Below are 26966 nucleotides of genomic sequence, written 5' to 3'. Positions count from 1 at the left end.
TCTCCGACAGGTATAGACTTGACTTACAGCTTAGATGGCCGTACTTATCAGTCGAGTCCGACGTTTAGTAGTTTATCCTCAGGAACTTATAACATAACTGTCAGTAATGGCACTTGTACCAGCTCGTCTGTGAGTGTGACAATCAATAGTCAACCAGTAACACCTGATTCAGTAAAGGCAACTGTTACTCAACCAAGCTGTAATATAGCCACAGGCAGTATAACCATAACATCTCCGACAGCAACAGGCTTGACTTACAGCCTAGATGGTGGTAACTATCAGTCGAGTCCGACGTTTAGTAGTTTATCCTCCGGGACTTATAACATAACTGTCAGCAATGGCACTTGTATCAGCTCGTCTGTAAGTGTGACAATAAACGGTCAACCCACCACACCTGATTCAGTTAAGGCAACCGTTTCTCAACCAAGCTGTAATATAGCCACAGGCAGTATAACCGTAACATCTCCAACAGGATCAGGTTTAACCTACGGCCTAAATGGCAGTACTTATCAGTCGAGTCCGACGTTTAGCGGCTTAGTGCCAGGAACTTATAACATAACGGTAAGTAATGGTACTTGTGTAAGTGCACCTGTAAGTGTGACAATCAATAGTCAACCAGTAACACCTGATTCAGTTAAGGCAACCGTTATTCAACCAACCTGTAATGTAAGCACAGGTAGTATAACTGTAACATCTCCAATAGGTTCAGGCTTAACCTACGGCCTAAATGGTGGTAACTATCAGTCGAGTCCGACGTTTAGCGGTTTAGCACCAGGGACTTATAACATAACTGTAAGCAATGGTATTTGTACCAGTTCATCTGTGAGTATGATAATAAATAGTCAACCAGTAACACCTGATTCGGTAAAGGCAACAGTTATTCAACCCAGCTGTAATGTAGCGGCTGGCAGTATAACTGTAACATCTCCAACAGGATCAGGTTTAACCTACGGCCTAAATGGTGGTAACTATCAGTCGAGTCCGACGTTTAGCGGCTTAGCGTCAGGAACTTATAACATAACTGTCAGCAATGGCACTTGTACCAGTTCATCTGTAAGTGTGACAATAAACGGTCAACCAGTAACACCTGATTCAGTAAAGGCAACTGTCACTCAACCAACCTGTAATGTAGCCACAGGTAGTATAACCGTAACATCTCCAACAGGTTCAGGCTTGACTTACAGCCTTGATGGTGGTAACTATCAGTCGAGTCCGACGTTTAGCGGCTTAGCGTCAGGAACTTATAACATAACTGTCAGTAATGGCACTTGCAGCAGTTCATCTGTAAGTGTGACAATAAACGTTCAGCCACCAACACTGAGTCTAAGTGTTAAAGAAAAACTATGTAATACAGATGGTACCTACACTGTTTTCTATCAGACGGTAGCCGGAGCAACAATTAATGTGAATGCCGGAGTGGTAAATGCTGCAGCAAGTCGCATAACAGGAATCCCCGGTGGCAAAAACCTGACAATTACAGCGAGTATGCCAGGTTGTGATGATATGATGGTAAATGTACCGGCAATGACCTGTGTTCAAACATGTGAGGAGGCTAAGTGCATACCCTTTTTTATTACCAGGAGGATAGCAAAGCAGAAATAACGAGAATTTTTTAAATGAGTCAGAAGTAACCTTAACCCACAGCAAAGCCTGAGCAAATTTGTTTAGGCTTTTGTATTTATTCATTTGAACCTGAGATGTTTTAAATCAGTGGCATAATTTAATTAAACGTTCCCCTTTTTCTACAAGGTTCCTTCTTCCAACTGGTCTAAATAAATGAAATCCGGAGATTTGACGCCTGCTTCTTTACGTATCCGGACAAGTCTGGGAGATTCAAAGAAGTTTTTTGCGTCCTGCGAAGAAGTCCAGACAGAAAAATGCACAATTTTATTTGGCTCATTTTCATATTTTAAAACCTGATAGGAAATTTCACCAGCCTCTTTCCTGATATCAGAAGCTTTGTCGAACACACTTTTCCAGGCAGGATAATCTTCTACTTCATGAATGATTAATACGTGATTCATAATTGATAAGGTTTGGTTTTTAACGAGTTATCTGACAGGTGTCATTTTACAGTATTATAAAATACTTTTGCGTATTATTAAACATGAAATTGTAATGGATTTCGATGTATTCTAATTTGTCATTGCCGGTATTTTATTTTACAGGAAATAGCCTTAATCTAACGGTAAAGCAGGTATTTCTTTCTCATAGTTTTGTACTCTGATAATTTCGGTTCCCAGGAATCCTGAATCTGTTTTACCGTTGCTCCGGAAATAATCTGATTCCTGAAATCATACACTCCTGCCAGCACATCAATATTTCCCATTTCTTTGCTTTGTGTCCTGTCGAAAAACTTCTCTTTATCAGGATAGGCATTATACATAGAAATCATCCATTCAAGATTAATCCTTTTGGTTTTTCGCAACTGTCCGATATCGTATTTTCTTAAATCAATACCATAACATGCCTGATTCATATGTAAAGGCGTCTCACTCATTCCGGGAATACCTGCCGGAGTAAAAGAAAAAGAAAATTTATCTTTTAAAGCAGGACTGCCTAATACTGTAAAAGGAAAATAAGTACCTCTTCCAAGATTAAGAATAGTACCTTCAAAAAGACAAGTAGAAGGGTAGAGCATAATGCTCTGTTGAGTGTTGAGGTTAGGAGAGGGTTTGACCGGTAAAATATATTCCATGTCATGGGTATAGTTTTTGACAGGGATAATTTTTAGTTTACAAACTCTGTGTTCCGGTAACCATTGTTCGCCATTAATCATTTGGGCAAATTCAGCAATAGTCATTCCGTGTGCAATGGGTATTGGAAATTGTCCGATCCCGGATTTAAGTTTCATGTCTAAAATCGGACCATCTACCAAGTAGCCGTTTGGATTAGGTCTGTCCAGAATCAATAATTCTTTATTATTTTCAGCGCAGGCGTCCATTACATCTCTTAGCACATTAATATATGTATAGAATCTGCATCCTACATCCTGAATATCAAAGATCATAATATCTACATCTGAAAGATCCGCAGCAGATGGTTTTTTCTTACTTCCGTACAGGGAAATTATTTTAATGCCTGTTGCCGGGTCTTTTTCGTCCGCAACCTTTGCTCCATTACTGGCATTTCCTCTGAAACCATGTTCAGGGCCAAACACTTTTACAATATTTATACCTCTTAAAATCAGACTGTCAACCAAATGTTTTTTCCCGATGATGGTAGTCGGATTTGCCAAAATGGCGACTCTTTTGCCTTCCAGGTATTTTATATATTTTTCTGTTTGATTTGCACCGGTAATGATGCTGTCTTTTTTCAGGAAATTAATCGATTTATGGTTGTTTTCCAGGTCAGAAAGATTCATAAACCCTGATGAAATAATTGTAAAGAGGAGGAAGGTAACTGCCAGGAGTATTTTCATGGATGCCGGGAATGTATTTGCTAATCAAAGTTATGGTTATGGAAATCTAAATTGAGAGGATAAATATAATTGGATAAGCTTAAAATTCAATGAAACCTGCTCATCCTTCATGCCCGATTTTTTTCATAAATGTTTCAATATTATTCTTTTCAAAATAGATAAATTCCCTTTTTATGAGAAATTTACCAGATATGCCATTCATCTTTCAACCAAGACTTCCGCTTATTCTGTTGAAAATACTATCAAACTTCACACTTCTTTCTATCCCTAACCTCATCCTTTTGGCTCTTTTGAATTCTTTAAAGCCCAGGTCATTTAAAAATGCAGTTGCGGCTATATTTTCTGAAGGGAATGATACTTTGCTGTTTGACTTTAAATGAAATTTTAAAAGCGCTGATCCTGATTCAGGATCCGTTGAAATGATTAATCCTTCTCCGAAATCCGGTAGATAGAATCCTCTGACATGGTTTTCCTGTACATAAACGAATCCATTTTCCAGATACATATCCAGAAATTTTGTCCTTTCTTCATTTGAGACTAATTGATCGGTTTGGATAATCCCGTTTCGGAATTCATACTTAAAGGGGATAATCCGGTCTGAGAATTGGTGATTTTCTCCGAGATGTACGTCCTTGAAAAAGAGATATTCCGATTCTGTAATGAATCCGGCTTTCTCATAAACAGGTGCTCCCAGTTCAGTAGCGATCAGATAAACGGTTTCAATGTTTGCAGGCAAACTTTCGACCAAAGTTTTGGTAATTAATAATCCGATTCCTCTCTTTCTGAAATCCTTATGGACTATTACATGTGCCAGCCAGGCAGTGTTTTTATGAATGATAGTCGTACCAATTCCGGCAATTTTATTATCAATAACAACCTTTTTAGGGAAACAGAATGAAGATTTTGTGTAAAATTCAATGCTTGGAGTAATATCATTCCAATCATCAGGCTGCAATTCTCTTAAGGCATTAATATCGTTTTCTGTTAAATGCTGAATGTCCATATACTACTGTTTTGTGGTTAATTTATGAGCATGATTGAAATGCATGACACAGATAAATGTTTAGCGGTCTGACGAAAGACAGTGTATGGAAGAATTAAGTTCCATTTCTCGTCTTTTGTCAAACCGCTATTAAAAGTAGCTATGTACTTTGTTATGGATCTGGTTTTATTGAAGTCCTTCGATTTCAACAACTTCGTTTACATCTTCTGCATAATCAACTCCTGAAATACCAAATCCAAATAAATTTAAGAAGTCAGATTTATAGCCCTGTAAATCACCAAGTTCAGGAAGCGTTTCTGTTGTAGCATCTAACCATAATGCTGCAACTTCCTGCTGAACATCCTCTCTCATTTCCCAGTCATCTATTCTTATTCTGCCATTTTCATCAGTCGGAATATTCTGGCTTGTATATAATCTTTCGCTGAACAAACGTTGGATTTGCTCAATACATCCTTCGTGAATACCTTTTTCTTTCATTGTTTTATATAATAATGAAATGTATAAAGGTATAACAGGAATTGCCGAACTCGCTTGTGTAACCAGGGCTTTATTTACTGAAACATAAGCTTTACCATGAATACCTTTCAATTTGTCGGAAATCTGGAAAGCAGTTGCCTCCAAATGGTCTTTTGCTCTTCCGATTGTTCCTTTACGATAAACGGCTTCAGTTAAGCCAGGTCCGATATAGGAATAAGCAACCGTCATGGCATTTTCTGCCAAAACATCAGCTTTTAATAAGGCATCAATCCACATTTCCCAATCTTCACCACCCATTACAGCTACTGTATTTTCAATATCTTCTTCATTTGAAGGGGTAATCGTAATGTCAGAAACTATACCGGTATGGAAATCTACCGTTTTGTTTGTAAAAGTATTGCCGATAGGCTTTAATACAGATCTGTGTGTAACACCGGTGACAGGATGTGTTCTGACAGGCGAAGCAAGGCTATAAATAACTAAATCAATTTTGCCTAAATCAGCTTTAATAAGGTCAATGGTCTTATTTTTTACTTCTTCAGAAAATGCGTCACCATTGATACTTTTCGCATAAAGTCCGGCTTTTTTTGCCTGATCCTGAAAAGCTGCACTGTTATACCAACCAGGAGAGGCCGTTTTTTTCTCTTGCGGAGCTTTTTCAAAAAAAACACCAATTGTTGAAGCATTTGAACCAAAGGCACTTGTAATTCTTGAGGCTAAACCAAAGCCGGTCGAAGCACCGATTACCAATACTTTTTTAGGACCATCAATCTGCCCTTTTGATTTAACGTATTCAATTTGATTTATTACGTTTTGTTCACAACCTGCCGGATGCGAAGTCAAGCAAATAAACCCTCTCATTCTTGGTTCTATTACCATTTGCTGTGTTACTTTATGTTGACTATTATAATTGTTTTAATGTTTCAGAATCAATGAAGCGATAAATTTAGAAATATTAATGTTTGTTTCAGCATATCTTCTTTTATTTTATGAAACACTTTATAAACAAACCATTATCTTCAGGACTTAAATACATTTTTGACCGGTATTAAAAACACAGGATTTAATCAAGCATTTTTAAGATTTCTAATCCCTCTTGCCATTGCCCGAAGCCCGAGGAGGCATTAATGTGTCCTGCGTCTCCAATATTAATAAATCTGCTTCCCCAGCAATCTGCAAAGAACCTGGCTCTTTCCAATGAAACCCAGATATCGTTTGAACTTGCTACAACAATGGTATCGAAAGGTATTTTGCCTGTTGGAATCGGGCTGAAACCTGTGGTAGGAAAATGATAATCAGGGGCTTCAAGATCACTTGGTGCAACGAGTAGTGCCCCTTTGATTTTCCGGTTATAATTTGCCACCCAATGAGCAATCGTTGAACAACCCAGACTATGTCCGATTAAAACTACCGTAGAAAGGTCAATTCCGGAAAGAGCATTATCAATAGCCGCTATCCAGTCTTTGTAGGCCGGAGCCTCCCATTCTTCTTGAATAATCCGCTGAAAATTCTTTCCTGATTGTTCAAAAAAGGTTTGCCAGTGTTCTATGCCGGAATTGCCAAGTCCTGGCACAATGAAATAATTTGTCATTTAAGCGTCATTTTCTGTTGAGCAAACATTGCTCATCGTATTCTGCAAGGCAGGGTTAATTCATTATTTAACCTGCTAAAAATAGAGCTTTTTTGAATAAAGGGCAATTATCGCTTCGGTAGAATAGAGTTAATGAAAGAAGAATTGACCAATATTTTAGCCAGGTAAGCGCATTGAAATGATCTTTATCAAAGATAATGTATAGGTAAATGGCAATTAATTTCAATCTTTTTGTGACAAGATGAATTTGTAAATGTCTATATATCAGTAAGTATATATGGTTTTTGCTCAGGAATATTCACAAGCCTGTACAACCTAATCATTCAGAAATACGTCTTTAAGTTAAAAAACCACAAATTTTCAAACTTTTAAATCTCAGCCTAATGAATCAGATTAAATTATGCCTCTTTTCCTTCTTTTTAATTTTATTATTCTCTTGTAAAAATGACAATGATCTTACCCAAAACAGCAGACTGATCGGTAAATGGAAATTGGCCGAAGTTTTATTTGATCCCGGAAACGGAAGCGGGAGATATCAGACTGTTACGGCAATGGAGTCCAGTGTACTGGAATTTGAAGCAAATGGTGATTTCTCAGAAATAAAAGGCCCGACATATTCATCTGTTAATCCATACAACAGATATAGGGTATTGGATGATAAAAGGATAGAATTAAGCATGAAAAATGACCCTGACGGAACCCTCAAAACGATATGGTATTATGCTAATCCTACAGCTAATACTCTGGTAATGGGTTATGGATGTCTGGAAGCCTGTTCCGGAAAATATACTTCTATTAGAGAAAAATAGCTTTCCGCTGTTTTAAACCAAGCTGTGTTCAGCTGTATCTCTTTACCGGACTTTTCCTGACCATATTTAATTGAAAAAGCCCTGAAATAATTTGATTTCTCAAAGGCGGTTAATAAATTAGAGTTGTTACAATTAAAGAAACTAACCTTATAACAATCAGGGAAATGGATACAGCCGGAAATATTAAATACAGCACAGTAGAGGAGTATTTCTCTGCTTTTCCCAAACAGGTTGCAGATCTGCTGGAGGAATTAAGAAAAATAATTCAACAGACCGCTCCGGATGCTCAGGAATTAATAAGTTATAATATGCCTGCTTTTAAGCTTAACGGAATGCTGGTGTATTATGCTGCCTATAAACATCACATTGGTTTTTATCCGACTTCTTCCGGAATCAGGGTTTTTGAAGATGACCTGAAAGATTATAAAACTTCCAAAGGAGCTATTCAGTTTCCAATTGAAAAAGGAATTCCCTCAGATCTGGTAAAAAGAATCGTCGAATTCAGAGTACAGGAAAATCAGGAAAAAGCCTTACTGAAAAAGGCCGGGAAAAAATGAGTTTGCTGGCGTGTATTATCTTCGAAAAATAAAAATTAAGCGAGGGCTCTCTTATTGATAGAACAGTGTTTTGGATAAACTCAGGACCCAGACGTACTGTTTCAACTCAAAAACCTTAAAATATCCCCTTAAATCAGAAGTATATAAAGCAGGGTCAGGCTTTGTTTTATCAGAACTTTGCGCCTTAATGATTTAATAAGGTGCTGAAATACAGTATTAATACGGGTGAAGATACCGTATTAATACGCTATATTTTATTGGGTATCGGTTGTTACTTTGTATCAGTTAAATTAAACATTACCCCGAATCAATATCCCTTCCCACAAAATACTTTAAAACATTAATTTTTAGTAATTAATAACAGTTTCAATTTTTTCTAAAAAATGGGTAAACCCGCTGCAAAAATCGGCGATGTTCACGTTTGTCCGATGCTTAACCCGGGAGGTGCACCTCATGTAGGCGGACCTGTCATACAAGGAGCAACAACAGTCCTGATAGGAGGAATGCCCGCGGCAGTCGCAGGTAGTAACTGTATCTGCTCCGGCCCGCCGGATAGTATCGTAAGTGGCTCTGGTTCGGTGTTGATTACAGGCAAGCCTGCCGCCCGAATGGGAGATTCTACAGCCCACGGAGGTACGATAGTCGCCGGAACACCAACCGTCTTAATTGGAGGATAATTGTTATTTTAAGTAATACATATATCATTACCGTTAGTTGTTATTTAGCCTTTAGCCATCGAAAAGCTATGATTTTGCATGCCGCAAAAGTAATTGTGAATGAGCTTAATATTCATTTCACCATAACTCTTACCGACGCGCTCTCGGCGGTTCCTCCAACGCAGGAAGATACCGTTGAGTTGGGAAATATTGCCCTGGCGGAAGGAAACGGAGGGAATGTTAATGCCAATCTGCAAAACAAAATCATCGTAACTGTGGTCAATCTGCGGGAAGACAAGGTCTTGAAAAATACTGCTCATCAAAAGGTTGATCTGGCAAATATGCGGACGGATTATTTTAATCCATCTCTGTTTGTCAATACTTTTTTGTTGTTTTCTGCTACTTCTTCAGACTATAGTAAATCCATTTCTGAAATTTCAAGAGTGATTCGTTTTTTTCAATTCCGGAATATTTTCACCCATAATAATACGGATCTTACTATTGCTACAAAAGTGCCGTTGTATGACAGAATGACTGAATTTAAGCTTATTATGGATCTGTATTCTCCGAGTTTTGAAGAACTTAATCACTTGTGGGGTACACTGGGAGGAAAACAATATCCTTCAGTCCTGTACATGATGCGTATGCTGGAATTGAAACATGTTCCGCCAACTTACGAGGGTGGTGGTGTTATTCAGGAAGTACAAAGAAATTATAATCCGCTGACTAAATATCAGGATCCTTTCTGACATGGAAAAAATTGTTGAGAAATATAAGTTACTGGTTGGTCTGAAAATCACACACCAAAACTTTAAGCAGGAAACAGATGCCGTAGAGGATTGGCTGATCATTAAACCTAATGCTGAAACGGAGGCAATTTTTAAGCAAAACCGAATGATTTTAAGGCAGGTTAAAGATGGATTTTTGGTTTTGATTCAGACGAAAAACAGCACAGGTGATGAGAAGAAACCATTATTCTCTGTAAAAGATTTGGTGTTGGTATTTGAACTGGCTTTTGCTAATCCCGCTATCGCCAGCCAGACAGCGCTTCCTTTAAAGACTACCAAGAAATATAATTTCAGCAATGAAAAAGCAGGATTGGCGGCCAGGAATCTGGCTTCAGCTCCTCCGGTTTTTAACAACGCCCTGAAATACCTGGCGGGAGAAATTGTGAAAGACGGAACAGATTATAAAATGGCCGTTTTTGATTTCACAAAGCCACCGGATCAGGAAAGAATTAAGTTTCAGAAAATTTCAGTCTGGAACAACTATGTTACCACAGAGAATCTTGAAAATGTATCCGTTGTCAATGGATTTGGCCGTATAAGTATAAAAATCAGTGATAGCCTCGGCCCGTCTTTTAGCTTGCTGACCTTGACAACTGAACTGATCTCACCAACTTTTGAGATCAGGATATTGAATATTTTGAGTTAGAAGCAAGACGTGAGAAGCAAGATATAAGATTAAAGACAAAGTTTTGCCTATCGCTTATAGCCTAAAGCGTATAGCTGACTGCCGAAAGCCGATTGCCCCAATGAATTTTAAAATTTAAACCTGAAAATTTATTATAGCTATGTTAAATCTACTTAATGTTCGTACTCCCGGCGTTTACATAGACGAGGTGCCAAAATTTCCCCCTTCCATTGCAGCAGTTGAAACCGCTATTCCCGCCTTTATCGGATATACCGAGCTTGATAGCTATAATGGGATAAATCTTGTCAATAAAGCCACAAGGGTTGACTCAATGGTTGATTTTGAAGCAATTTTTGGTCTGGGACCTAAAATCAATATCATTGAGGTTGATCTGGATGCTAACAATGCTGTCAAAAAGACCAATGTTGAATCTACCTATTATCTGTATGATTCAATGCGCATGTATTTCAGAAACGGAGGAGGGAAGTGTTATGTAATTTCCCTGGGGAAATACCCGGACACTTTTGCCGACGCAAGTTTTCAGACAGGTGTTCAGAATGCTATAAATGCCCTTGAAAAAGAGGATGAACCTACCTTGATTTTATTTCCGGATGGAATCAAACTGACTTCAACAAGTATTCTGGGAAGTTTACAGGCATTGGTTTTAGTACAATGTGAAAAGTATAAAGACCGCTTTTTACTGGCCGATGTGAAAAAAGCGAATCCATTGAATGATGCAATTGTGCAGAGTGATATTCTGAATTTTAAAAATGGAATCGGTTCTTCAAATCTGCAGTTCGGCGCGGCCTATTATCCTTATCTGAAAGTAAATTTACCGCGACAGGTTCGTTATCGTGATGTAAAAGGAACTATTAAGAAATTAGGCATTCCGGTCAACTGGGTAAATGATTTTATCAATGCCACTGATGCTGAAACGATTGGGTTCTTTAATGATTTAAATAACCTCGTGGATGATAATAATACCCTGAACACTGTTCGTCAGAATTATATTACTACGCTCTCAAAACAACTGGAAGAGCAGTTCCTGGCGAAGAAACAGGAGTTCTTAAATGCCTTTGCTGCTGCAACTACAGGAGGTTATACAAATACCCAGGTTACGGCAGTTAAAACAAAATTTTCAGAGCTTTTTGATTATTTGTTCGATTTCCTGAACAAATTTATGGATCAGCTGGCTAAAAACGCATCTCCCCCCTTGCATGATCCTGCATTAACCGCTTTGAGGACACTAATTACCAATACACTAAGAGACAATTTTGCAAAACCACTCAATCTGGTAGATCGGTTTGCACAGGCTACTACCATTGTAAATACTGCTGTTGGTGTGATTCAAAGCACCGGTGGAAGATCCTGGGGGTATAATGGCTGGAGTACTGAAATTACTAATACAACGGCACTTACAGCCGGAGATCTGACAGGTTATACCTTTGCTGACCCCACTGGTGCAGCTGATGCCAATAAGCGCACGGTAGATAATCTCAAACAAATCGTCGATAAGAATGCGGATACGATTTTCGCAGGAATTAATTCTGCCAATAATGGTTTTCTGGGAGATATGGTCAAATTAGAAGCGGTAAGAGAAGACGCCATTCTGAAAAGAATTCCGGTGCTGAACAGTGTAATTAACTTTATCCGTTCAGAAGCATTTCTGCTTCCTCCGACCGGAGCTGTTGCAGGTATTTATGCAAGAGTTGATAATAACCGGGGGGTTTGGAAAGCTCCTGCCAATGAAAGTATTATCAATGTTGTTGCTCCTTCCGTATTGCTTACCCACGATCAGCACGGAGAATTGAATATAGACCCATCTACCGGAAAATCAATCAATGTAATCCGTTCTTTTGTAGGAAAAGGAAATCTGGTCTGGGGGGCAAGAACCCTGGCCGGAAATGATAATGAATGGCGGTATGTCAATGTCAGAAGATTGTTTAACATGATTGAAGAATCTTCGAAAAAAGCTACAGAACAATTCGTTTTTGAGTCGAATGACGCGAATACCTGGGTAAAAGTACAGGCAATGATCGAAAATTTCCTGACAACATTATGGCGCCAGGGAGCCTTTTTCGGAGCAACTCCTGATAAAGCTTTCTATGTGCTGGTTGGCTTAAACAAAACGATGACTCAGCTTGATATTCTGGAAGGCAGAATGATTGTTGAGGTAGGCGTGGCCGCCAATCGTCCGGCTGAATTTATCATTCTGAGATTCTCTCATAAGCTGCCGGAGGCATAAGGAAAATCTTTCAAATTAACGCTTAATAAACTTATAAAACGACATAAAAATGGCAGAATATCCTCTTCCTAAGTTTCACTTCGAGGTTGATTGGGGTGGACAAAAGTTCGGATTTACCGAAGTAACAGGCTTAGACAAGCAAGTTGAAGTCATTGAGTACCGTGATGGAAGCAATTGGACTTTTTCTAAGATAAAAATGCCCGGTTTGCAGAAATATAGCAATATCACTATGAAAAGAGGGACTTTCCTGGGTAAAACCGAATTTTATGACTGGCTAAAAACCGTTGATAATCTGGGAAAAGTTGAGCGTCGTGACATCACGATCAAGCTTTTGGACGAAACTCACCAGCCTGTTTTTACCTGGAAAGCACTCAATGCTTTTCCTACAAAAGTTCAGGCAAGTGATCTTAAATCTGATGGAAACGAAGTGGCTATTGAAACTTTGGAAGTAGCTCACGAAGGACTTAGCTTAGTAAAATAGAAAATAATGGCCTCAGCAGGATATTACCCGCCTCCGGGTTTTCATTTCAAAGTAGAATTTGACATAAGTTCTGACGATAACGATACCAGATTTCAGTCGGTGGCAGGTCTTACCGTAGAGTTTGAAACGGAATCCTTTAAAGAAGGAGGCGAAAATCGCTTTGAACATGTATTACCCGTTCGGACGAAATATCCTGATTTGGTTCTGAAAAGAGGATTTCTTACAAAAGATTCCAGAATTTTTGAGTGGTGCATGAAAGCCTTTCAGGAGCGTGACTTTAAACTTTCCAACATTATTGTCAAACTATTGAACGAAGAACATGAGCCACTTAAAACCTGGAAAATAGTAGGAGCCTATCCTAAAAAATGGACTGTCTCTGACCTGAATGCTGAGTCTAATACCATCGCTGTGGAATCGTTTGAATTACATTATAAATATTTTACGATCGGTTAAGTTATGCCTATCCTCATCAGAGAAATTCATATCAAACTGGCTGTAAATGCCCCTGCTCAGCAAAGCGGAAACAATACACCTGCCCGCAATACGGGCGGAGCGAATGCAGAAGTACGCACTGACGATAACCGCGAGCTGATTATTGCCGAATGCGTAGAACAGGTACTTGAAATATTGAAAGCTAAAAATGAACCGTAAATGAATGATTCTGACTCGGGTAAACTCGAAAAAATGAAAGTCATAGGGTACAAAAACGCCGAAATGAAAGAAAAAGTCGGTGAATTGAAAGCTATGATGAACCCCGAAAACTATCAGCTCGGGTATAAAATTGAGTATGATGACAAGCAAGGTTCAGGCACCAGCAGTAAACAATTAAAGTTCAAGGAAATTAAGCCTAATGAACTGGCTTTTGAGTTTCTGTTCGATAGTACAGGTATCATTGATGACAAAGCAAGGTCTGATGTCTGGCAGGAAATCTGGGATTTCAAGAAAATGCTGGTCGATTATGAAGGCAGTTCACATCAACCCCGTTTTTTTGAACTGATCTGGGGAAAGATGATTTTCAAAGGTAGATTAATGAGTCTTGACATTACTTTCAAGCTCTTTAAACCCGACGGAACGCCTATCAGAGCCATCGCCAAAACCAGCTTTTTAGGAAGTGTTGAAGAAAATCTCCGGGTAGCCAAAGAAGATGCCCAATCACCTGATCTGACGCATGAAAGACAAGTAATCAGTGGAGATCATCTTTCCTGGATGAGTTATAAAATATATGAAGATCCGAGGTATTATTTGCAGGTAGCCCGTGCAAACGGTCTGACAAATTTCAGGAAACTTCAGGCAGGTAGTAAAATATATTTTCCACCATTTGATCGTGAATCCAGATGAGTGAGCGCACCGTACAAACCACAGCTACACCAGATGTTTCTACCTTTCAGATTCTTTCTGAAGGGCAGGAAGTGCCACGTTCGTACCATGTTGTTTCCATTAATATTTCCGGTGAAATTAATAAAATACCAAAGGCGACTATCATTTTTCTTGATGGAGAAGCAGCTAAACAGACTTTTGCCATCAGTGATACCGATTCCCTGATTCCGGGAAAAAACATAGAGATAAAAGCAGGTTATCAGGGAAAAGATGATTCAGTTTTTAAAGGCGTAATTATAAAACACGGCATAAAAGTAAAAAGGAACAGTACTTTTTTAGTGATTGAATGCCGTGATAAAGCTGTCGGGATGACCATCCAGAAAAAAAACAGATATTTCTCGGAAATGAAAGACAGTGAGTTGATGGAAGATCTGATCGGGGCGCATGGTTTAGAGAAACAGGTTGAAACCACCGGTACAAAGCATGAGAGTCTGGTACAATATGAAACGACCGATTGGGATTTTTTGCTGTCACGTGCTAAGGAAAACGGTTTATTCACATTGATCGAAAATGGAAAAATCAGTGTAAAAAAACCGGATTTCTCGGATGACTCAACAGTCAAACTGGTTTTCGGATCATCTGTTCTGGAGTTGGATGCGGAAATTGATGCCAGATTGCAACCATCTGCCTATAAAGCCAGTTCCTGGGATTTTTCTGAACAATCCCTCAAAGAAGTTGAAGCTGCAGAACCAGGTTTTAGCCTTAACGGGAATCTTACTGCTAAAAATCTGTCAGAAGTCATTAATAAACCAGCTTATTTTCAAAGCAGTACCAGAATACCAGAACCGGCTTTGCAGGCAATGGCTGACGCTGAGTTGTTAAAAAAGCGTCTGGCTAAAATTATGGGTAGAGCTAAATGCCAGGGTTCACCTCAGCTCAGACCCGGTAAAATTGTAGAAATCGGAGGTATTGGCAATCGTTTTAAAGGTAAAGCCTTTATTTCAGGCGTAAGGCATCAGATTGCTAACGGAAACTGGGAGACGGATATTCAGTTAGGTTTTCCGGAAGAGATTTTTCAGAATAATGATAATAAATCTGTAAGCATCAATGGTTTACACGTAGGGATTGTAACGCAGCTACAGGAAGATCCTTCAGGAGAACATCGGATAAAAGTGAGATTGCCGATTATCAGCACAAGCGAGGAGGGAATATGGGCAAGAGTAGCCTCTTTAGATGCCGGAAAAAACCGTGGAATGTTTTTTCGGCCTGAGATTGATGATGAGGTCGTGGTGGGTTTTCTGAATAATGATCCCAATCATTCAATTGTACTGGGGATGTGCCATAGCAGTGCCAAACCTGCACCTATTGAAGCAAAAGACGAAAATCATGAAAAAGGATATGTATCGAGATCAGAAATGAAAATTCTGTTTGATGATGATAAGAAGATCCTGACCATTCGTACACCCTCAAACAATCAGGTAATTTTTTCAGAAGAAGAAAAAGGGATTTTTTTCGAAGACCAGAATGGGAATAAATTGAAAATGACAGAAGATGGGATTTTCCTTGAGAGTCCTAAAAATATAGAATTAAAAGCCACGAAAGACCTGAAAACAGATTCCATGAAAGCTGATATAAAAACCTCAGCCGGTTTTAAAGCAGACGGAGGCGGAGGATGCGAATTATCAGCAGGAGGAGGCAATACGATGGTTAAAGGCGGTATGGTAATGATTAACTGAGCAAAACTAAAGCGTCATGGATCCAATAGATAATCAGTTCTTAGGCAAAGGATGGTCGTTTCCACCTACGTTTATACCTTCAGTAGGCGGGGTATCAATGAGAGAAGGAGTGGATGATATTAATGAAAGTCTTCATGCTTTGCTCACCACGATTGTCGGTGAAAGAGTTATGCAGCCTCGTTATGGCTGTAATCTCCAGGAACTGCTTTTTGAAAATATAGATACCACTTTTCAGACCTATATCATTGACAAAATTGAAACCTCCATCCTGTATTTTGAACCCAGGATTAAAGTAGAGCAGGTCATTTTTCAGCTCGATCCGATTGGTGAAGGAAGAATTCTGATTCAGGTTGATTTTATTGTAAAAAACACTAATTCCCGATACAATTTCGTCTTTCCGTTCTACAAAAAAGAAGGAACCGAGATTCTGGAATTATTGACAGGTACCCCTCAAACCGACAATGCTTTATGAGCAATAAATGTAAAAATATCATCAATCCATTAAGGGTAGAACGTGAAGGAAATGACCAGAAAGGCAGAATTAAACCTGATCTTTTACCTGAGTCGTGTCCGGTAGATGCCCGTACCGAAATAGATGATCTGGTGTTTGTTAAGGAATTTGCCCGAAAAATCAGCTATTACGATATTTATAATCAAAAAAACGGAAACTGGGGACAGTTTTTTGACACCGATCTGACTATTACTCTGGCAAATATTGCGCTTCAGAACGAGAGCAATTTCAGAGGCTGGATTCAGTCTGAAATTGAAAAAATAAAAGATAATACTGTTTCTCTTGCCGAAAAGAAGAAAAGCCTGACTAATCTTTTCAAATATGTAGTCAATCTGGCCTGGCAACTGGATATGATTTACCGCAGAATGCCGGAAGGCTTGCCCTTTAGAGTTTTTCTGGAAAACCAGATATTTCGGCTCGCACCGTTTTTTAACAAAATGGTAAGCTATTATAAAGGCGCTGTTGCCGTAGGAATTATAGATGAAACCGGGTCGATTAGTCAGAAAGTTTTTGGCGAGAAAATCGAAACGGCCAGTGAAATTATTTTCAATAAATCCTTTTCGCTCAGATGGAACTACGCCGGGGGAGTGGCAACGCCGCAGGACAACTCTATTTATGGTACCGGAACGGATGACCACCAGCTGTATCTGGGAGCAACACATAATTTCTTTACGGATATTCTGTACCGTTTTCTGCAAACCTATACCCGGACAATCCAGGAGGCGAAACTTCAGTTTGAGAAATTACTGACTAAATCAGACCATGAACCGCACATAACCCTTTTGCTGTCTTTTATTAAGCTTTTTCAATATTCTCGTCAGCATCTCAACGGTCTTTCAGCCAGACATCTGGATTTGTATTATCGTGATATCCTGAAACTTTCTGAAAAAGCACCACAGCCTAATCAGGTACATATAAATTTTGAACTGGCTAAGCGGTTTGAGCAGTTTTTACTGGAAAAAGGCGCTTTTTTGAAGGCAGGAAAGGATGCCGCCGGAAAAGACGTGTTCTATAAAACGGAGTCTGATCTGACGATCAGCCAGGCTAAAATAAATTCTCTGCGATCATTTTACAGAGGTACCCAGGCTGATGATGATAATAAATCCGGGTTGATGGTTTATAAAAACAGGCTATTCGCTTCTGAAAACCTGATTGAAAAAGAAGGTATAAACTGGCAGCCGTTTGTGCAGAAAAACTATGAAGATGGAAAACTGACGGGTATTTCGACCCCGAAAGCACTCATTGGTTTTGCTGTAGCATCTAATCATCTTTTTTTAAGAGAAGGCAACCGGACAATTACTCTGACCCTGACCCTTACCAATTTACCGGCAACCTTACCTGTTAATCTCAAAGACCATTTCGGAATAGAACTTACGGGAGAAAAAGGCTGGATTCAGCCAGCCACCCTGACTAGCGTTAACGGTTCGGGAAATCAGCTCATCTTTATTTTTAATCTGGATGAAAAAGTACCTTCCATTTTACCATATGCCGGGAAAGTACATGGCGGTCAGTTTGGAACGGCACTTCCTGTAATGAAGGTTGTTTTGCTGCATATTGATAATGAGCCGTTTATCTATCAGTATCTGGAGAATGTTTTTGTGAATAATGTTAACGTTACCGTAAATGTTTCCGGTGTTAAAAACCTGCATTTACAGAATGATTTTGGGATTCTGGATGCTTCTAAGGCCTTTTTACCCTTTGGAGCGATTCCGCTTAAGGACAAAAGTTCATTCATTATGGGAAGCAATGAGTTATTTCAGAAAAAACTTACTTCGCTTTCTTTAACCTGGGACTGGAAGGATGGAACCTATGCCGGAGATGTAAATCCGGATTATATTCTGAGAAAAGGCGCCTGGGCTGCTTATGCCCAGCCTGTTCAGGCCGATGATATTTCGGTACCGACTTATGGAGATAATCCTTTACTCTCAACCGGCAATACGGAAGGATTTATCAAAACAGTTTTTAGCGGAGATTTTCAGACCGCTTACAATACCTATTTGAAAAATGTAACTGATGCCTTAAAACCTGCGACAACTTCAGCTCCTCCTTCAGCACCAAATCCGCCAATAGCCAATGCTTTGCAGGTGAGTTATACAGCTGAAATTAATTACAACATTGATTCAGACTCCGATTTTCCCAACCGGAATATTTCGTTTTTTCATATGACCCCTTTCGGCTGTGAGGAAAAACATCATAAGATTACTTCTGGTACGAGCCCTTTGTTACCACAGTTTCAGCATAAAAATGCCAATGATCCGTTTTTTGTCCTGAAAGATATCTCCGGTAATGTGATTGCCGGAGATATTGAACATGAGGGTGAGTTTTATCTGGGATTACAGGAACTGAAACTTCCGGGTATGATTTCGATTTTATTCCAGGTGGAGGATGGAAGTGCCAATCCGCTCATAGACAAACCTGAATTCCATATTCACTGGAGTTTTTTAACCGGCAATGGCTGGAAATCTTTTCTCAAAAGCGAAGTTTTTGATAACACACTTCAGCTGACAAAATCAGGGGTGATTTCATTTAACATTCCTGTGGAAGCAAGCAGCGAAAATACCAGCATGCCTTTGGGGAATTTATGGATAAAAGCAGCTGTAAATGATGCTGATGAAGCAGTTTGCCGGATAGCTGGTGTTCATCCTCATGCAGTCTTATGCACACTTCAGGAAGCTGTATCGCATCCCGATTTACTGGAAAAACCATTACCGGAAGAAACGATTTCGAAATTAGCAGTTCCTGAGGCGGCGATTAAAAAAGTAACACAAAATTATGATTCATTCGGAGGAAGACCCTCAGAACAATCAGACCAGTTTTATAAGAGAATCAGCGAAAGGTTGCGTCACAAAGACCGGGCTGTTACCGTCTGGGATTATGAAAACCTGATTTTAGAGGCTTTTCCGGCTATTTATAAAGTGAAATGTCTGAATCATACCCGGTATGAAACATCCGGAAGCGGGGATATTTACAATGAGCTTTCACCTCGTCATGTAACCATTGTTACACTTCCGAATCTCAGAAACCAACGCCAGATTGATCCTTTAAAACCTTATACTTCTGTAGATGTACTCTCTGAAATTGACAAATTTCTGACAAAGCGCACATCTGCATTCGTGAAGTTACATGTAAAGAATCCGATTTTTGAAGAAGTAAAAGTAAGCTGCAAAGTGAAGTTTTTCCCGCAGTACGATGCCTCTTTGCAGGTGATTACTCTGCAGAAAGAAATCACACAATTTCTCTCTCCCTGGGCATTTGATGCCGGAAGTGAGATTGTTTTCGGAGGAAAAACGGAAAAGTCTGTCCTCATTAATTTTATTGAAGAAAGAGAATATGTTGATTATCTGACTGATATGAAATTGTACCATAAACATGATGGAATTGAGGAAGAAACTGAAACGGCAAAAGCCGCCAAAGGTATTTCGGTACTGGTTTCGGTATCATCTAAAAACCATATAATTGATATCATTCCTCCTTCGGCAGACATCCTCAATTTAGAAACCTGCAGATGTTGAAAATTATAAAAACCGCATAAAATATTGTCTATGAAAGAGCCAGTTACCATATCGAAAAATCAAAACCTTTTGCCCTCAGAAGATTATATCTTTTTGAGAAAGAAAGGTCTTGAATTGATTGAACAGTTGGGAAGCGACAAATGGACAAACTATAACATTACGGATTCAGGTATTACGATTCTGGAAAATGCTGTATATGCCCAAACCGAAATGGGTTATCGGCTGGATTTTCCAGTCACTGATTTTCTGGCAGAAGCGCTTAACAAAGGAGGTTTTGATCAGGCATTTTACTCAGCAGCTGAAATTCTGACTACCTCAGCCATTACAATCAGCGATTACAGAAGGCTTCTTATTGATAAAACGGGTATCAAAAATGCCTGGTTAATTGCTAAAGACTGTGTCTGTGAAATGCCGGTTTTCACGGATTGCAAAAATAACCAGCTAGTCTATACTTATGATAAACTTTCAGAAGGAGTTCATCCTCAGGGATTTTATGATATTTTATTGGATTTTGAGGAAGATACCACCTTCGGAAGTTTGAGCGACGGAAAGCTTTTTACCAATTATTATTTCCCCTCAGTACAAAAAAGTGCTGAAGTGGAAATCCGTTTTCCGATCTGGCAGGAAGTCCTGAACCGCTTTCAGGATTTTGAACATTTCCTGGATTTATCTAAAGTTCTGGATACTGTAACTCCGGTCAAGGTCAGTCTTTTCAACGCCGCTAATCTGCCTTTGACAAACGCTAATTTTGCAAAATCTATCCGTCAGCCTCTGAAAGCGAATATTGAAATCAAGTTTGACGGCATTGCCAAAAAATTAATATTGCTGAATGTTCCTGTTATTATTTTTCTGGAGAAGGAAGAAGATAAAAACCTTTTGGAAATATCAGATTTTACTGCATTTATTGCTGAAGCTACTGATTTTGGCGTAGTATCGGTCTATCGGAAAAAACTTAAAAAAATACAGGAATCGATTGTCGCTTCAAAGACACTTTTACATCGTTTCAGAAATCTGGATGAAGATTATTGCAATTTTACTGAGGTAGGTGTTGAGGACATTGCAGTTTGTGCCGATATCGTGGTTTTGCCGGAGGCGGATCTTGAAAAAGTACAGGCACAGATTTATTTTGAAATCGAACAGTATTTCAATCCTTCCATTCGTTTTTATTCCCTTCAGGAACTTTTGGAAAAAGAAATTCCGACTGAGGAAATATTCAACGGACCATTTTTAGAGCATGGTTTTATTCTACAGAACGATTTAAAAAATTCACAGCTGAAAGCAGACATTCGTGCTTCTGATATTATCAATCGTCTGATGGATATTGAGGGAGTTCTGGCTGTTCAGCATTTTTTGATGACTAAATATGGTCCGGATGGAAATGCTATTTTACCAGGTGAATCCTGGAAATTAGCTATTTCACCACAGCACCGGCCGCAATTATATATCCATCGGTCTAAACTTCTGTTTTTTAAAAATGAATTGCCATTTCTTCCGGCCAATAACGATGAAGTAAAAGCAACACTTCAGCAACTCAAAAGTGCCTCTGAATCATACAAACTGCAAATTCATGAGAATAACCTTCCGCTTCCCAAAGGCATGATTCGTGATTTTGAAGACTATTTTCCTATTCAGTTCCAGTTTCCGCTCAATTATGGAATTGGTTTTGAAGGTTTGCCCAAAGAATCAACCGATCTGCGAAAAGCACAGGCAAAGCAGTTGAAAGCGTATTTATTACTTTTTGAGCAGATTCTGTCAAATGGTTTTAGTCAAATGGCGCATTTTGATCAGGTTTTTTCATTGAATGAATCAGTTAAACAAAGCATCTTTACAAAGTTTATTGATAGTGCTATGCTCTCAGTCAGCAGCATAGAATCAGGTAATTATGATTTATACGATGGCGTTTTTAATGCATCAGACTTAGCTTCTCTGGCGGAAACAGAAGAGGGAAAATTACTAAGAAGAAATAAGTTTTTGAATCATCTGCTTGCCCGTTTTGGAGAAAATTTCGGAGAATATGCTCTTTTGATGACGGAGTTGATTGCTGAAAATGATGATTATTTTACAGCAAAAAAGCTTTCACTCGAAAAACTCATTACCGATAAAATCAGATTTCTGAAAGATGAACCCCTGATGAGCCGTGAAAAAGCGAAATCCTTCAATTATCTGGACGAAGTAAAGGTTACCGGATTTCAGAATATTGCGGGTTTAAAGCGAAGAATTTCTCATCTGCTTGGTTTGGAAATGCTCAGAAATTACATCAAAACTGAGATTGTCATTATTGATAAGAAATATGTCGTTTCTCTAAAACTGGTAAAAGAAGACGGAACTGTTTTACTGAAAAATAAGCAAATCCTCGAAGCTGATACTTCACAGAAAGCCAATGAAATGGCAGATGATCTGGTGAATGAATGGATCGCATTTATGACCGAAAAAGCTAAGTCTGATGCTTTCCTAGACATTACAAACGGCTTTTATCGCCTGAAAAATCATAAGTCAGTTGAAATAGGGATAAGTGAGGCCTTTGCAGACGTACCATCCGCTCAGAATGCACTTACTGCCATGATTTCCTGGGCTGAAGAGAAGTTTAAATCCGAGCGTTTTTTTATCGTCGAGCACTTGTTGCTTCGCCCGCATTTTTACGGACAGGCGCTGCTGCCTGTTTGTCTGGATGCTGATTGTGAAACTTGCGGGGAAGATGACCCTTATTCTTTCCGTCTGACTTTCGTAATGCCTGGCTGGATGCAGAAATTCAAAAACCTCAATTTCAGAAAGTATGCCGAGCGGATTATCAGGACAGAAACTCCCGCTCATTTATTGCCCAAAATTTGCTGGGTTGGCAATGAAATTTACCGGGGCAAAGATGAAACAGATGGGATTATCTGTCAGATGCTGGCCTTGCTGAAATTACACTACAGCGGTTCCCCGCTTTCCGCAGATATTAATGAGAACGACAGGTTACTGACAAAATTATTTTGCCCTTGTACTGACTTTATCTTTGATAAATACAATGAGGCTTACGCTGAAAGTGTTTTCAATAATAATTTCCTGGATATCACTACGGCACAGAAAAATGCTCTTTTTGACCTGGTAATCAAGCCAGAGCTGATTTGTAAAGCGCAGCTGAAGCCTACTTATGAAGCTCCGTTAAAAGCACTTATAACCGGTTATTTCAAAACGGATACCTGTAAAATACAATTGGCAGATGATGAAATAGTTACTGAAGCAAAACTTCAGTGTTTTCAGTTGAACGCATTTCATAAGGCATGGAATGAATGGCTTATTGCTAATAAAGCCATCCTCTCAAATGAAGAACCCCAGCTTCATGACCAGTTCCGGAATTATTTTAAAAACGATGCTTTGATAAAGAATCTGCCTTATAATGAAGATCAGAGTTGTGAGAAAATCAGAACGATTTTGGGTGATTTTGGTGAGCAGCTTCGGCTTTGGGTTTTACAAAATCTTTACAATCCGGTAAGTGATGCGCAATGGGAAACTTCGATTGATACACTGATAAAAAATGCTTTGACAAAAATGCTGATTATCAATCCGCAATTTACAGATTTGGTCAATATCACAATCGAGTATTATACCGATAAAGCGAATGCGAAGAAAAAACATAAGAAAGATGTGATTTTCAAACACGCTTATTTGATTGCAATCTTCAAAAACCTCAAAAGCATCTATCCGCCTGCCACGCTTCATGATTGTGAAGACGGAGATGACGGAAATGTAGTACGACTTGATAATACGGTGATTATATAGTGCATTGTTCTGAAATTCACTCAGATAACGAATTGTAAATTGAAACTCGAAACTAATTCAAATAGCCATGTTTCCAGCGGACGATAACCTCGATTACCCTAAATTCATTGCGAACCAGGTGCTTCAAAGCAAGCATCTCAATGATATGTTTGAATATTTGGATGAGCAAAACCGCCTGACTCGTACAAACCTCATTGGCATCGGTGTAATGTGCGGAATGGATGTAGTGCCTGTGGGAGCTACCCAGCTTAAAATTACAAAAGGGGTCGGTGTTACTTCCGCAGGATATCTGGTAGAAGTTCCTGAAAAGACCTATCAGAACCGAAAGGATTATACTGTTCCGCCTGAAATAGAATACCTGCCTTTTTACAACAAACCGGCCAAAACAAATCGTTTTCCGATGTGGGAGCTGACAGAGGGGACACCGGCAGGTTCAGTTGCTCTTGATGCTGCTTTTCTGAGTGGCAGCGGCAATGAAAATGACAGAAAAGTAGTCTTGATTTTTGTAGAACTATTATACAGTGATAATCATAATTGTTCACCAAATTCCTGCGATGACAAAGGGGCAAATGTTAAAATAACCTTTCGCCCTTTGCTGATGCGCAAAGCTGACGCAATAACGCTGCTTAATGAAGTTAAGGCCTTTGATGGCGGTACGGTTAATGTGCCGGATGCTTCGTTTTTGTTGCCGGATATGAAGATTAAAAGGGTAAATGTGCCCAAAACAGACCTTATTACAGTCCAGAATGTTGTTGATGCTTATCGGAATGTTCTTACCCGGGGTTTTGTGGAAACTACTGTTAAACAAAACTGGATTACAGCTTTTAATACTTTCAATTTACTGCTTACGGGGATTCCGAATACATTGACCGGCTGGAATCCGCCTTTTGCAATTGATAATAAAATACAGCTGCCTAATCCATATGAATATCAGTATTATTATGATTTTATTGCTGATCTGATAGAAGTTTATGAAGAGTTGCAACAGGAAACAGGTGGCGTACTGGCAGTTTGTTGTCCGGATGAAAGACTTTTTCCGAGGCATCTTTTCCTTGGACTGGCAACTGAGAATACGAAACTGGTAACCAGTGATTTCCGGCATTATTTTATTCCTTCGCCAATATTGGGTAATAAAAATCTTATTAAAGCCAGAATCATTTCATTGTTTAAAAAAGCAATGAAATTGCTTTCATTTGCAGTTCCTGTTCCGCCTAAAAATGTTAGAATTACTCCCTCAAAACTGGGAGATTTCTTACTTTCAAAAAAGGCAATTCCTTATTATTATGATGTGACGGGAGGAACAGAGCCTCTTTTTAGCCTTTGGAATTATAAAAAAACTTCCCGGAATAAATCCAGACAGAACCTTTCATACCATGCAGTTGATTACCCTGACCCTAAACCGGACTTTGTGGTTAATCCCTTGTTGTACGATTTGGAACCATATAATTTTCTCAGAATTGAAGGCCATGTCGGTAAAAACTATAAGGATGCTTTGCTTGAAATTACCAATCTGAGAGACAATAACCGCTTACCTTTTGATGTACTGGCGATTCGCACGGGAGAGTTTACTAAAAATTCCGACGGGATTCTGAATTACGATTGTAATTTTCAGGACCTCGAAATAAATTATGACGTAGCCCGCCGTGAATGGGAATGTTGTATCGGCATGGCTATAGAATATCTGGATGATGTGCTTCCGGTCATTGATATTTTGCCTGTCCGTAAAAACAGAATCAGACAATTTGAAAAGCAGTTAGTAAAAGCCAAGAAATTCATGGTGAATGATTTACCTGAATTTGTGAAAAAATGGATTGAATTTATTACAGCTTACGAAGCAATTGAGCTGGAAGCAAGAGCAATAAGGAAATTGCTGGAAAATGATCTTGAAATTGCTCATAACGACCGGAATGTGAAAGATGATTTTGAGATCGAAGACCTTATCGACCATCTTGATTCTGTGATTCAGAGTTGCCGGAAAGGTCCGTTCAGAGCTATATATCAAGAGTATAAGAAACGCTTGGCTCTCATAAAAGAGAAACTTTTACTGAAAAATTATGCCAATGCAAATCCCGGTTTACAGCATAAAGCAGGAGTACCTTTAGGCGGAACATTTATTCTGGTTTACGATGATAACCCTTCCACTAAAAATACAGTTTTTGCAGATTTTTACCTGCCATACCTGTGTTGCTCTGATTGTTCTCCGTCGCAGGTAGTGATAGAGAAAACAGATGTACCTCCGCTTTCTGCGGTATTGGTTGGGGAACCTGTATGTGATCCGCAAGGGGCAAACTTCTCTGTTCAGATTGTAATCATGGGAGGTAAAGCTCCCTATAAAGCAAGTGGAGCCCCTATTCCGGGAAATGTAGTATCTATTGTAACAAAAAGCGGACAAGGAGGAAGTGTGGAAATAACGGATGATGACGGCCAGAAAGTAACTGTGACCATTCCGGTACATACCTGTCAGATTCCGGCTCAGCCACTGGTAATTTCAGCAACACCGCCTGTTTGTGCTCAGGATTTCCTGTCATACAGTGCAGATGTTACTATTACCGGAGGTACCGCACCTTTTTCATACAATGGCACACCTAAAACATCACCCTTTAAGGTTAGTTTCAATAGTGGTGTTACAGGAGTAGTTCAGGTGAAAGATTCTCTTGGAATAAACTCAAATACCTTAACGATTCCGGCACAGAACTGCTGTCAGTTTCCCTGCAACGGTAAACTTCTGACTTGCCAGTATCCGTTTATACCAATTCCTCAGCAGGAGATATTAATCAGCGCTACTTTGGAGGAATTTGTATTTGACGGACAGAATTTAGACCTGAAAATGGTCAGTTTCAACCTTCCGTTGAATGCGGGGCTGGAGACTGATTTTAAACTCAATCCAACCTCATATCCTGTTTTCAGAACATTAATAGTCAAGGAAATCAATAATGTCATCGGAGCACGGATTGGGCAGATCGGACTTGTAACGATGATCGAAGATTCGGGTGAAAAAGCTGGTATTATCAGCATTGCTAACTATCAGTGCAATGATTTCAGCATCAGAATTAGTTTCAAAATCAAAGAATCGGTCATTACTTATACTTATTCACCGCAAGGCCTGGTAATAAATGATGAAAATGGCAGCCAGCTTGTGCCTAAATTCAATTGTTCATTGTCGGATCAATGCAGTAAAAATGCTGAGGCCAAACCGCTGTGCAATCAGGATGTTAAGATTAATAACATTAAGATTTCGAAACCGAATCGTGCACAACCTGTCTATGATTTTGAAGTTGATCCTAATACTCCGGGTGCAAAATACTATTGGCTTTTTGAGGCTAAAAATGGTGTGAATCCATCCTCTTCAACGGCCCGTAAACCAAGGATAACTTTTAGCCCGAATGAAAATACGGTATCCGTGAAGGTGTTTGTGATTATTAACGGATGCATGAAAATGCTGGAAAAAGTTCTTGAATTGGGAAATCAATAAAAA

Annotated in this window: 21 protein-coding genes; 16 read left to right on the top strand and 5 right to left on the bottom strand. The window is 39.2% G+C overall.

Going from position 1 to position 26966, the window contains the following annotated elements:
• Positions 1 to 1602 (top strand): competence protein ComJ (locus tag BM179_RS25030; protein ID WP_218159143.1); only part of this gene is annotated, 1602 nt, incomplete at its 5' end.
• A 140-nt stretch (positions 1603 to 1742) separates the two neighbouring features.
• On the opposite strand, the gene BM179_RS03045 is transcribed toward BM179_RS25030, so the two are convergent.
• The 5 genes from BM179_RS03045 to BM179_RS03025 all read right to left on the bottom strand — a co-directional run bounded on the left by BM179_RS03045 (position 1743) and on the right by BM179_RS03025 (position 6492).
• Positions 1743 to 2024, bottom strand: coding sequence for an antibiotic biosynthesis monooxygenase (locus tag BM179_RS03045; RefSeq protein WP_092011888.1), 282 nt, complete (start codon positions 2022 to 2024; stop codon positions 1743 to 1745).
• A gap of 158 nt (positions 2025 to 2182) precedes the next feature.
• The gene (locus BM179_RS03040; protein WP_229632885.1) at positions 2183 to 3364 is read right to left on the bottom strand and encodes an exo-beta-N-acetylmuramidase NamZ family protein; all 1182 of its coding nucleotides are present in this window, start codon (positions 3362 to 3364) and stop codon (positions 2183 to 2185) included.
• Between the two features lie 262 nt (positions 3365 to 3626).
• Positions 3627 to 4424, bottom strand: coding sequence for a GNAT family N-acetyltransferase (locus BM179_RS03035; protein WP_092011882.1), 798 nt, complete (start codon positions 4422 to 4424; stop codon positions 3627 to 3629).
• A gap of 165 nt (positions 4425 to 4589) precedes the next feature.
• The gene (fabV, locus tag BM179_RS03030) at positions 4590 to 5780 is read right to left on the bottom strand and encodes an enoyl-ACP reductase FabV (protein ID WP_092011879.1); all 1191 of its coding nucleotides are present in this window, start codon (positions 5778 to 5780) and stop codon (positions 4590 to 4592) included.
• 184 nt (positions 5781 to 5964) lie between these two features.
• Positions 5965 to 6492 (bottom strand): RBBP9/YdeN family alpha/beta hydrolase, encoded by a 528-nt coding sequence (locus tag BM179_RS03025; RefSeq protein ID WP_092011876.1) that lies wholly within the window; start codon positions 6490 to 6492, stop codon positions 5965 to 5967.
• 383 nt (positions 6493 to 6875) lie between these two features.
• Between BM179_RS03025 and BM179_RS03020 the strand changes: the two genes are divergently transcribed.
• From BM179_RS03020 to BM179_RS02950, 15 genes are all read left to right on the top strand, one after another.
• Entirely contained in the window at positions 6876 to 7301 is a 426-nt protein-coding gene (locus BM179_RS03020) for a hypothetical protein (protein WP_092011873.1), read from the top strand.
• A gap of 164 nt (positions 7302 to 7465) precedes the next feature.
• Positions 7466 to 7858, top strand: a complete 393-nt coding sequence (locus BM179_RS03015; RefSeq protein ID WP_092011870.1) for an iron chaperone — start codon at positions 7466 to 7468, stop codon at positions 7856 to 7858.
• A 383-nt stretch (positions 7859 to 8241) separates the two neighbouring features.
• Positions 8242 to 8535: a PAAR domain-containing contractile injection system baseplate protein gene (locus tag BM179_RS03010; RefSeq protein ID WP_092011867.1), complete on the top strand. Its 294-nt coding sequence runs from the start codon at positions 8242 to 8244 to the stop codon at positions 8533 to 8535.
• Between the two features lie 68 nt (positions 8536 to 8603).
• On the top strand, positions 8604 to 9263 hold the full coding sequence (locus tag BM179_RS03005; protein ID WP_092011864.1) for a contractile injection system cap protein: 660 nt from the start codon (positions 8604 to 8606) through the stop codon (positions 9261 to 9263).
• A gap of 1 nt (position 9264) precedes the next feature.
• Positions 9265 to 9948 (top strand): hypothetical protein, encoded by a 684-nt coding sequence (locus BM179_RS03000; RefSeq protein ID WP_092011861.1) that lies wholly within the window; start codon positions 9265 to 9267, stop codon positions 9946 to 9948.
• Positions 9949 to 10087: 139 nt separating this feature from the next.
• On the top strand, positions 10088 to 12172 hold the full coding sequence (locus tag BM179_RS25675; protein ID WP_229632883.1) for a phage tail sheath family protein: 2085 nt from the start codon (positions 10088 to 10090) through the stop codon (positions 12170 to 12172).
• A gap of 49 nt (positions 12173 to 12221) precedes the next feature.
• A complete protein-coding gene (locus BM179_RS02990) occupies positions 12222 to 12653 on the top strand; it encodes a phage tail protein (RefSeq protein ID WP_092011859.1) in 432 nt (143 codons plus the stop codon).
• 6 nt (positions 12654 to 12659) lie between these two features.
• On the top strand, positions 12660 to 13106 hold the full coding sequence (locus BM179_RS02985; RefSeq protein ID WP_092011856.1) for a phage tail protein: 447 nt from the start codon (positions 12660 to 12662) through the stop codon (positions 13104 to 13106).
• Positions 13107 to 13109: 3 nt separating this feature from the next.
• Positions 13110 to 13304, top strand: coding sequence for a DUF5908 family protein (locus BM179_RS02980; RefSeq protein WP_092011853.1), 195 nt, complete (start codon positions 13110 to 13112; stop codon positions 13302 to 13304).
• Positions 13305 to 13991 (top strand): CIS tube protein, encoded by a 687-nt coding sequence (locus BM179_RS02975; protein ID WP_092011850.1) that lies wholly within the window; start codon positions 13305 to 13307, stop codon positions 13989 to 13991. It abuts the gene before it with no gap.
• The gene (gene vgrG / locus BM179_RS02970) at positions 13988 to 15706 is read left to right on the top strand and encodes a type VI secretion system tip protein VgrG (protein WP_092011847.1); all 1719 of its coding nucleotides are present in this window, start codon (positions 13988 to 13990) and stop codon (positions 15704 to 15706) included. The genes BM179_RS02975 and vgrG overlap by 4 nt, the downstream gene beginning before the upstream one ends.
• A gap of 16 nt (positions 15707 to 15722) precedes the next feature.
• Positions 15723 to 16178, top strand: coding sequence for a gp25 family contractile injection system sheath assembly initiator (locus BM179_RS02965; protein ID WP_092011844.1), 456 nt, complete (start codon positions 15723 to 15725; stop codon positions 16176 to 16178).
• Complete coding sequence (locus tag BM179_RS02960) at positions 16175 to 19729, top strand: baseplate J/gp47 family protein (RefSeq protein ID WP_092011841.1); 3555 nt, start codon at positions 16175 to 16177, stop codon at positions 19727 to 19729. Before BM179_RS02965 ends, BM179_RS02960 begins: the two co-directional genes overlap by 4 nt.
• A gap of 30 nt (positions 19730 to 19759) precedes the next feature.
• Entirely contained in the window at positions 19760 to 23491 is a 3732-nt protein-coding gene (locus tag BM179_RS02955; protein WP_092011838.1) for a baseplate wedge protein, read from the top strand.
• A 67-nt stretch (positions 23492 to 23558) separates the two neighbouring features.
• Entirely contained in the window at positions 23559 to 26963 is a 3405-nt protein-coding gene (locus BM179_RS02950) for a hypothetical protein (RefSeq protein ID WP_092011835.1), read from the top strand.
• Positions 26964 to 26966: the final 3 nt, after the last annotated feature.

Source organism: Pseudarcicella hirudinis, from assembly GCF_900115665.1.
Lineage (GTDB): Bacteria > Bacteroidota > Bacteroidia > Cytophagales > Spirosomataceae > Pseudarcicella > Pseudarcicella hirudinis.
Note: the sequence above shows the minus strand (reverse complement) of the source record. Positions and strands in the feature narration are given on the sequence as shown.

What these genes read in the sequence shown, in the direction of transcription:
- BM179_RS02980 (WP_092011853.1), top strand. Translation starts at nt 13,110, where the DNA reads ATGCCTATCCTCATCAGAGAAATTCATATCAAACTGGCTGTAAATGCC.
- BM179_RS03040 (WP_229632885.1), bottom strand. Translation starts at nt 3,364, where the DNA reads ATGAATCTTTCTGACCTGGAAAACAACCATAAATCGATTAATTTCCTG.
- BM179_RS02955 (WP_092011838.1), top strand. Translation starts at nt 19,760, where the DNA reads ATGAAAGAGCCAGTTACCATATCGAAAAATCAAAACCTTTTGCCCTCA.
- vgrG (WP_092011847.1), top strand. Translation starts at nt 13,988, where the DNA reads ATGAGTGAGCGCACCGTACAAACCACAGCTACACCAGATGTTTCTACC.
- BM179_RS03010 (WP_092011867.1), top strand. Translation starts at nt 8,242, where the DNA reads ATGGGTAAACCCGCTGCAAAAATCGGCGATGTTCACGTTTGTCCGATG.
- BM179_RS25675 (WP_229632883.1), top strand. Translation starts at nt 10,088, where the DNA reads ATGTTAAATCTACTTAATGTTCGTACTCCCGGCGTTTACATAGACGAG.
- BM179_RS02990 (WP_092011859.1), top strand. Translation starts at nt 12,222, where the DNA reads ATGGCAGAATATCCTCTTCCTAAGTTTCACTTCGAGGTTGATTGGGGT.
- BM179_RS03020 (WP_092011873.1), top strand. Translation starts at nt 6,876, where the DNA reads ATGAATCAGATTAAATTATGCCTCTTTTCCTTCTTTTTAATTTTATTA.
- fabV (WP_092011879.1), bottom strand. Translation starts at nt 5,780, where the DNA reads ATGGTAATAGAACCAAGAATGAGAGGGTTTATTTGCTTGACTTCGCAT.
- BM179_RS03015 (WP_092011870.1), top strand. Translation starts at nt 7,466, where the DNA reads ATGGATACAGCCGGAAATATTAAATACAGCACAGTAGAGGAGTATTTC.
- BM179_RS03005 (WP_092011864.1), top strand. Translation starts at nt 8,604, where the DNA reads ATGATTTTGCATGCCGCAAAAGTAATTGTGAATGAGCTTAATATTCAT.
- BM179_RS02975 (WP_092011850.1), top strand. Translation starts at nt 13,305, where the DNA reads ATGAATGATTCTGACTCGGGTAAACTCGAAAAAATGAAAGTCATAGGG.
- BM179_RS02960 (WP_092011841.1), top strand. Translation starts at nt 16,175, where the DNA reads ATGAGCAATAAATGTAAAAATATCATCAATCCATTAAGGGTAGAACGT.
- BM179_RS03035 (WP_092011882.1), bottom strand. Translation starts at nt 4,424, where the DNA reads ATGGACATTCAGCATTTAACAGAAAACGATATTAATGCCTTAAGAGAA.
- BM179_RS02965 (WP_092011844.1), top strand. Translation starts at nt 15,723, where the DNA reads ATGGATCCAATAGATAATCAGTTCTTAGGCAAAGGATGGTCGTTTCCA.
- BM179_RS02985 (WP_092011856.1), top strand. Translation starts at nt 12,660, where the DNA reads ATGGCCTCAGCAGGATATTACCCGCCTCCGGGTTTTCATTTCAAAGTA.
- BM179_RS02950 (WP_092011835.1), top strand. Translation starts at nt 23,559, where the DNA reads ATGTTTCCAGCGGACGATAACCTCGATTACCCTAAATTCATTGCGAAC.
- BM179_RS03025 (WP_092011876.1), bottom strand. Translation starts at nt 6,492, where the DNA reads ATGACAAATTATTTCATTGTGCCAGGACTTGGCAATTCCGGCATAGAA.
- BM179_RS03000 (WP_092011861.1), top strand. Translation starts at nt 9,265, where the DNA reads ATGGAAAAAATTGTTGAGAAATATAAGTTACTGGTTGGTCTGAAAATC.
- BM179_RS03045 (WP_092011888.1), bottom strand. Translation starts at nt 2,024, where the DNA reads ATGAATCACGTATTAATCATTCATGAAGTAGAAGATTATCCTGCCTGG.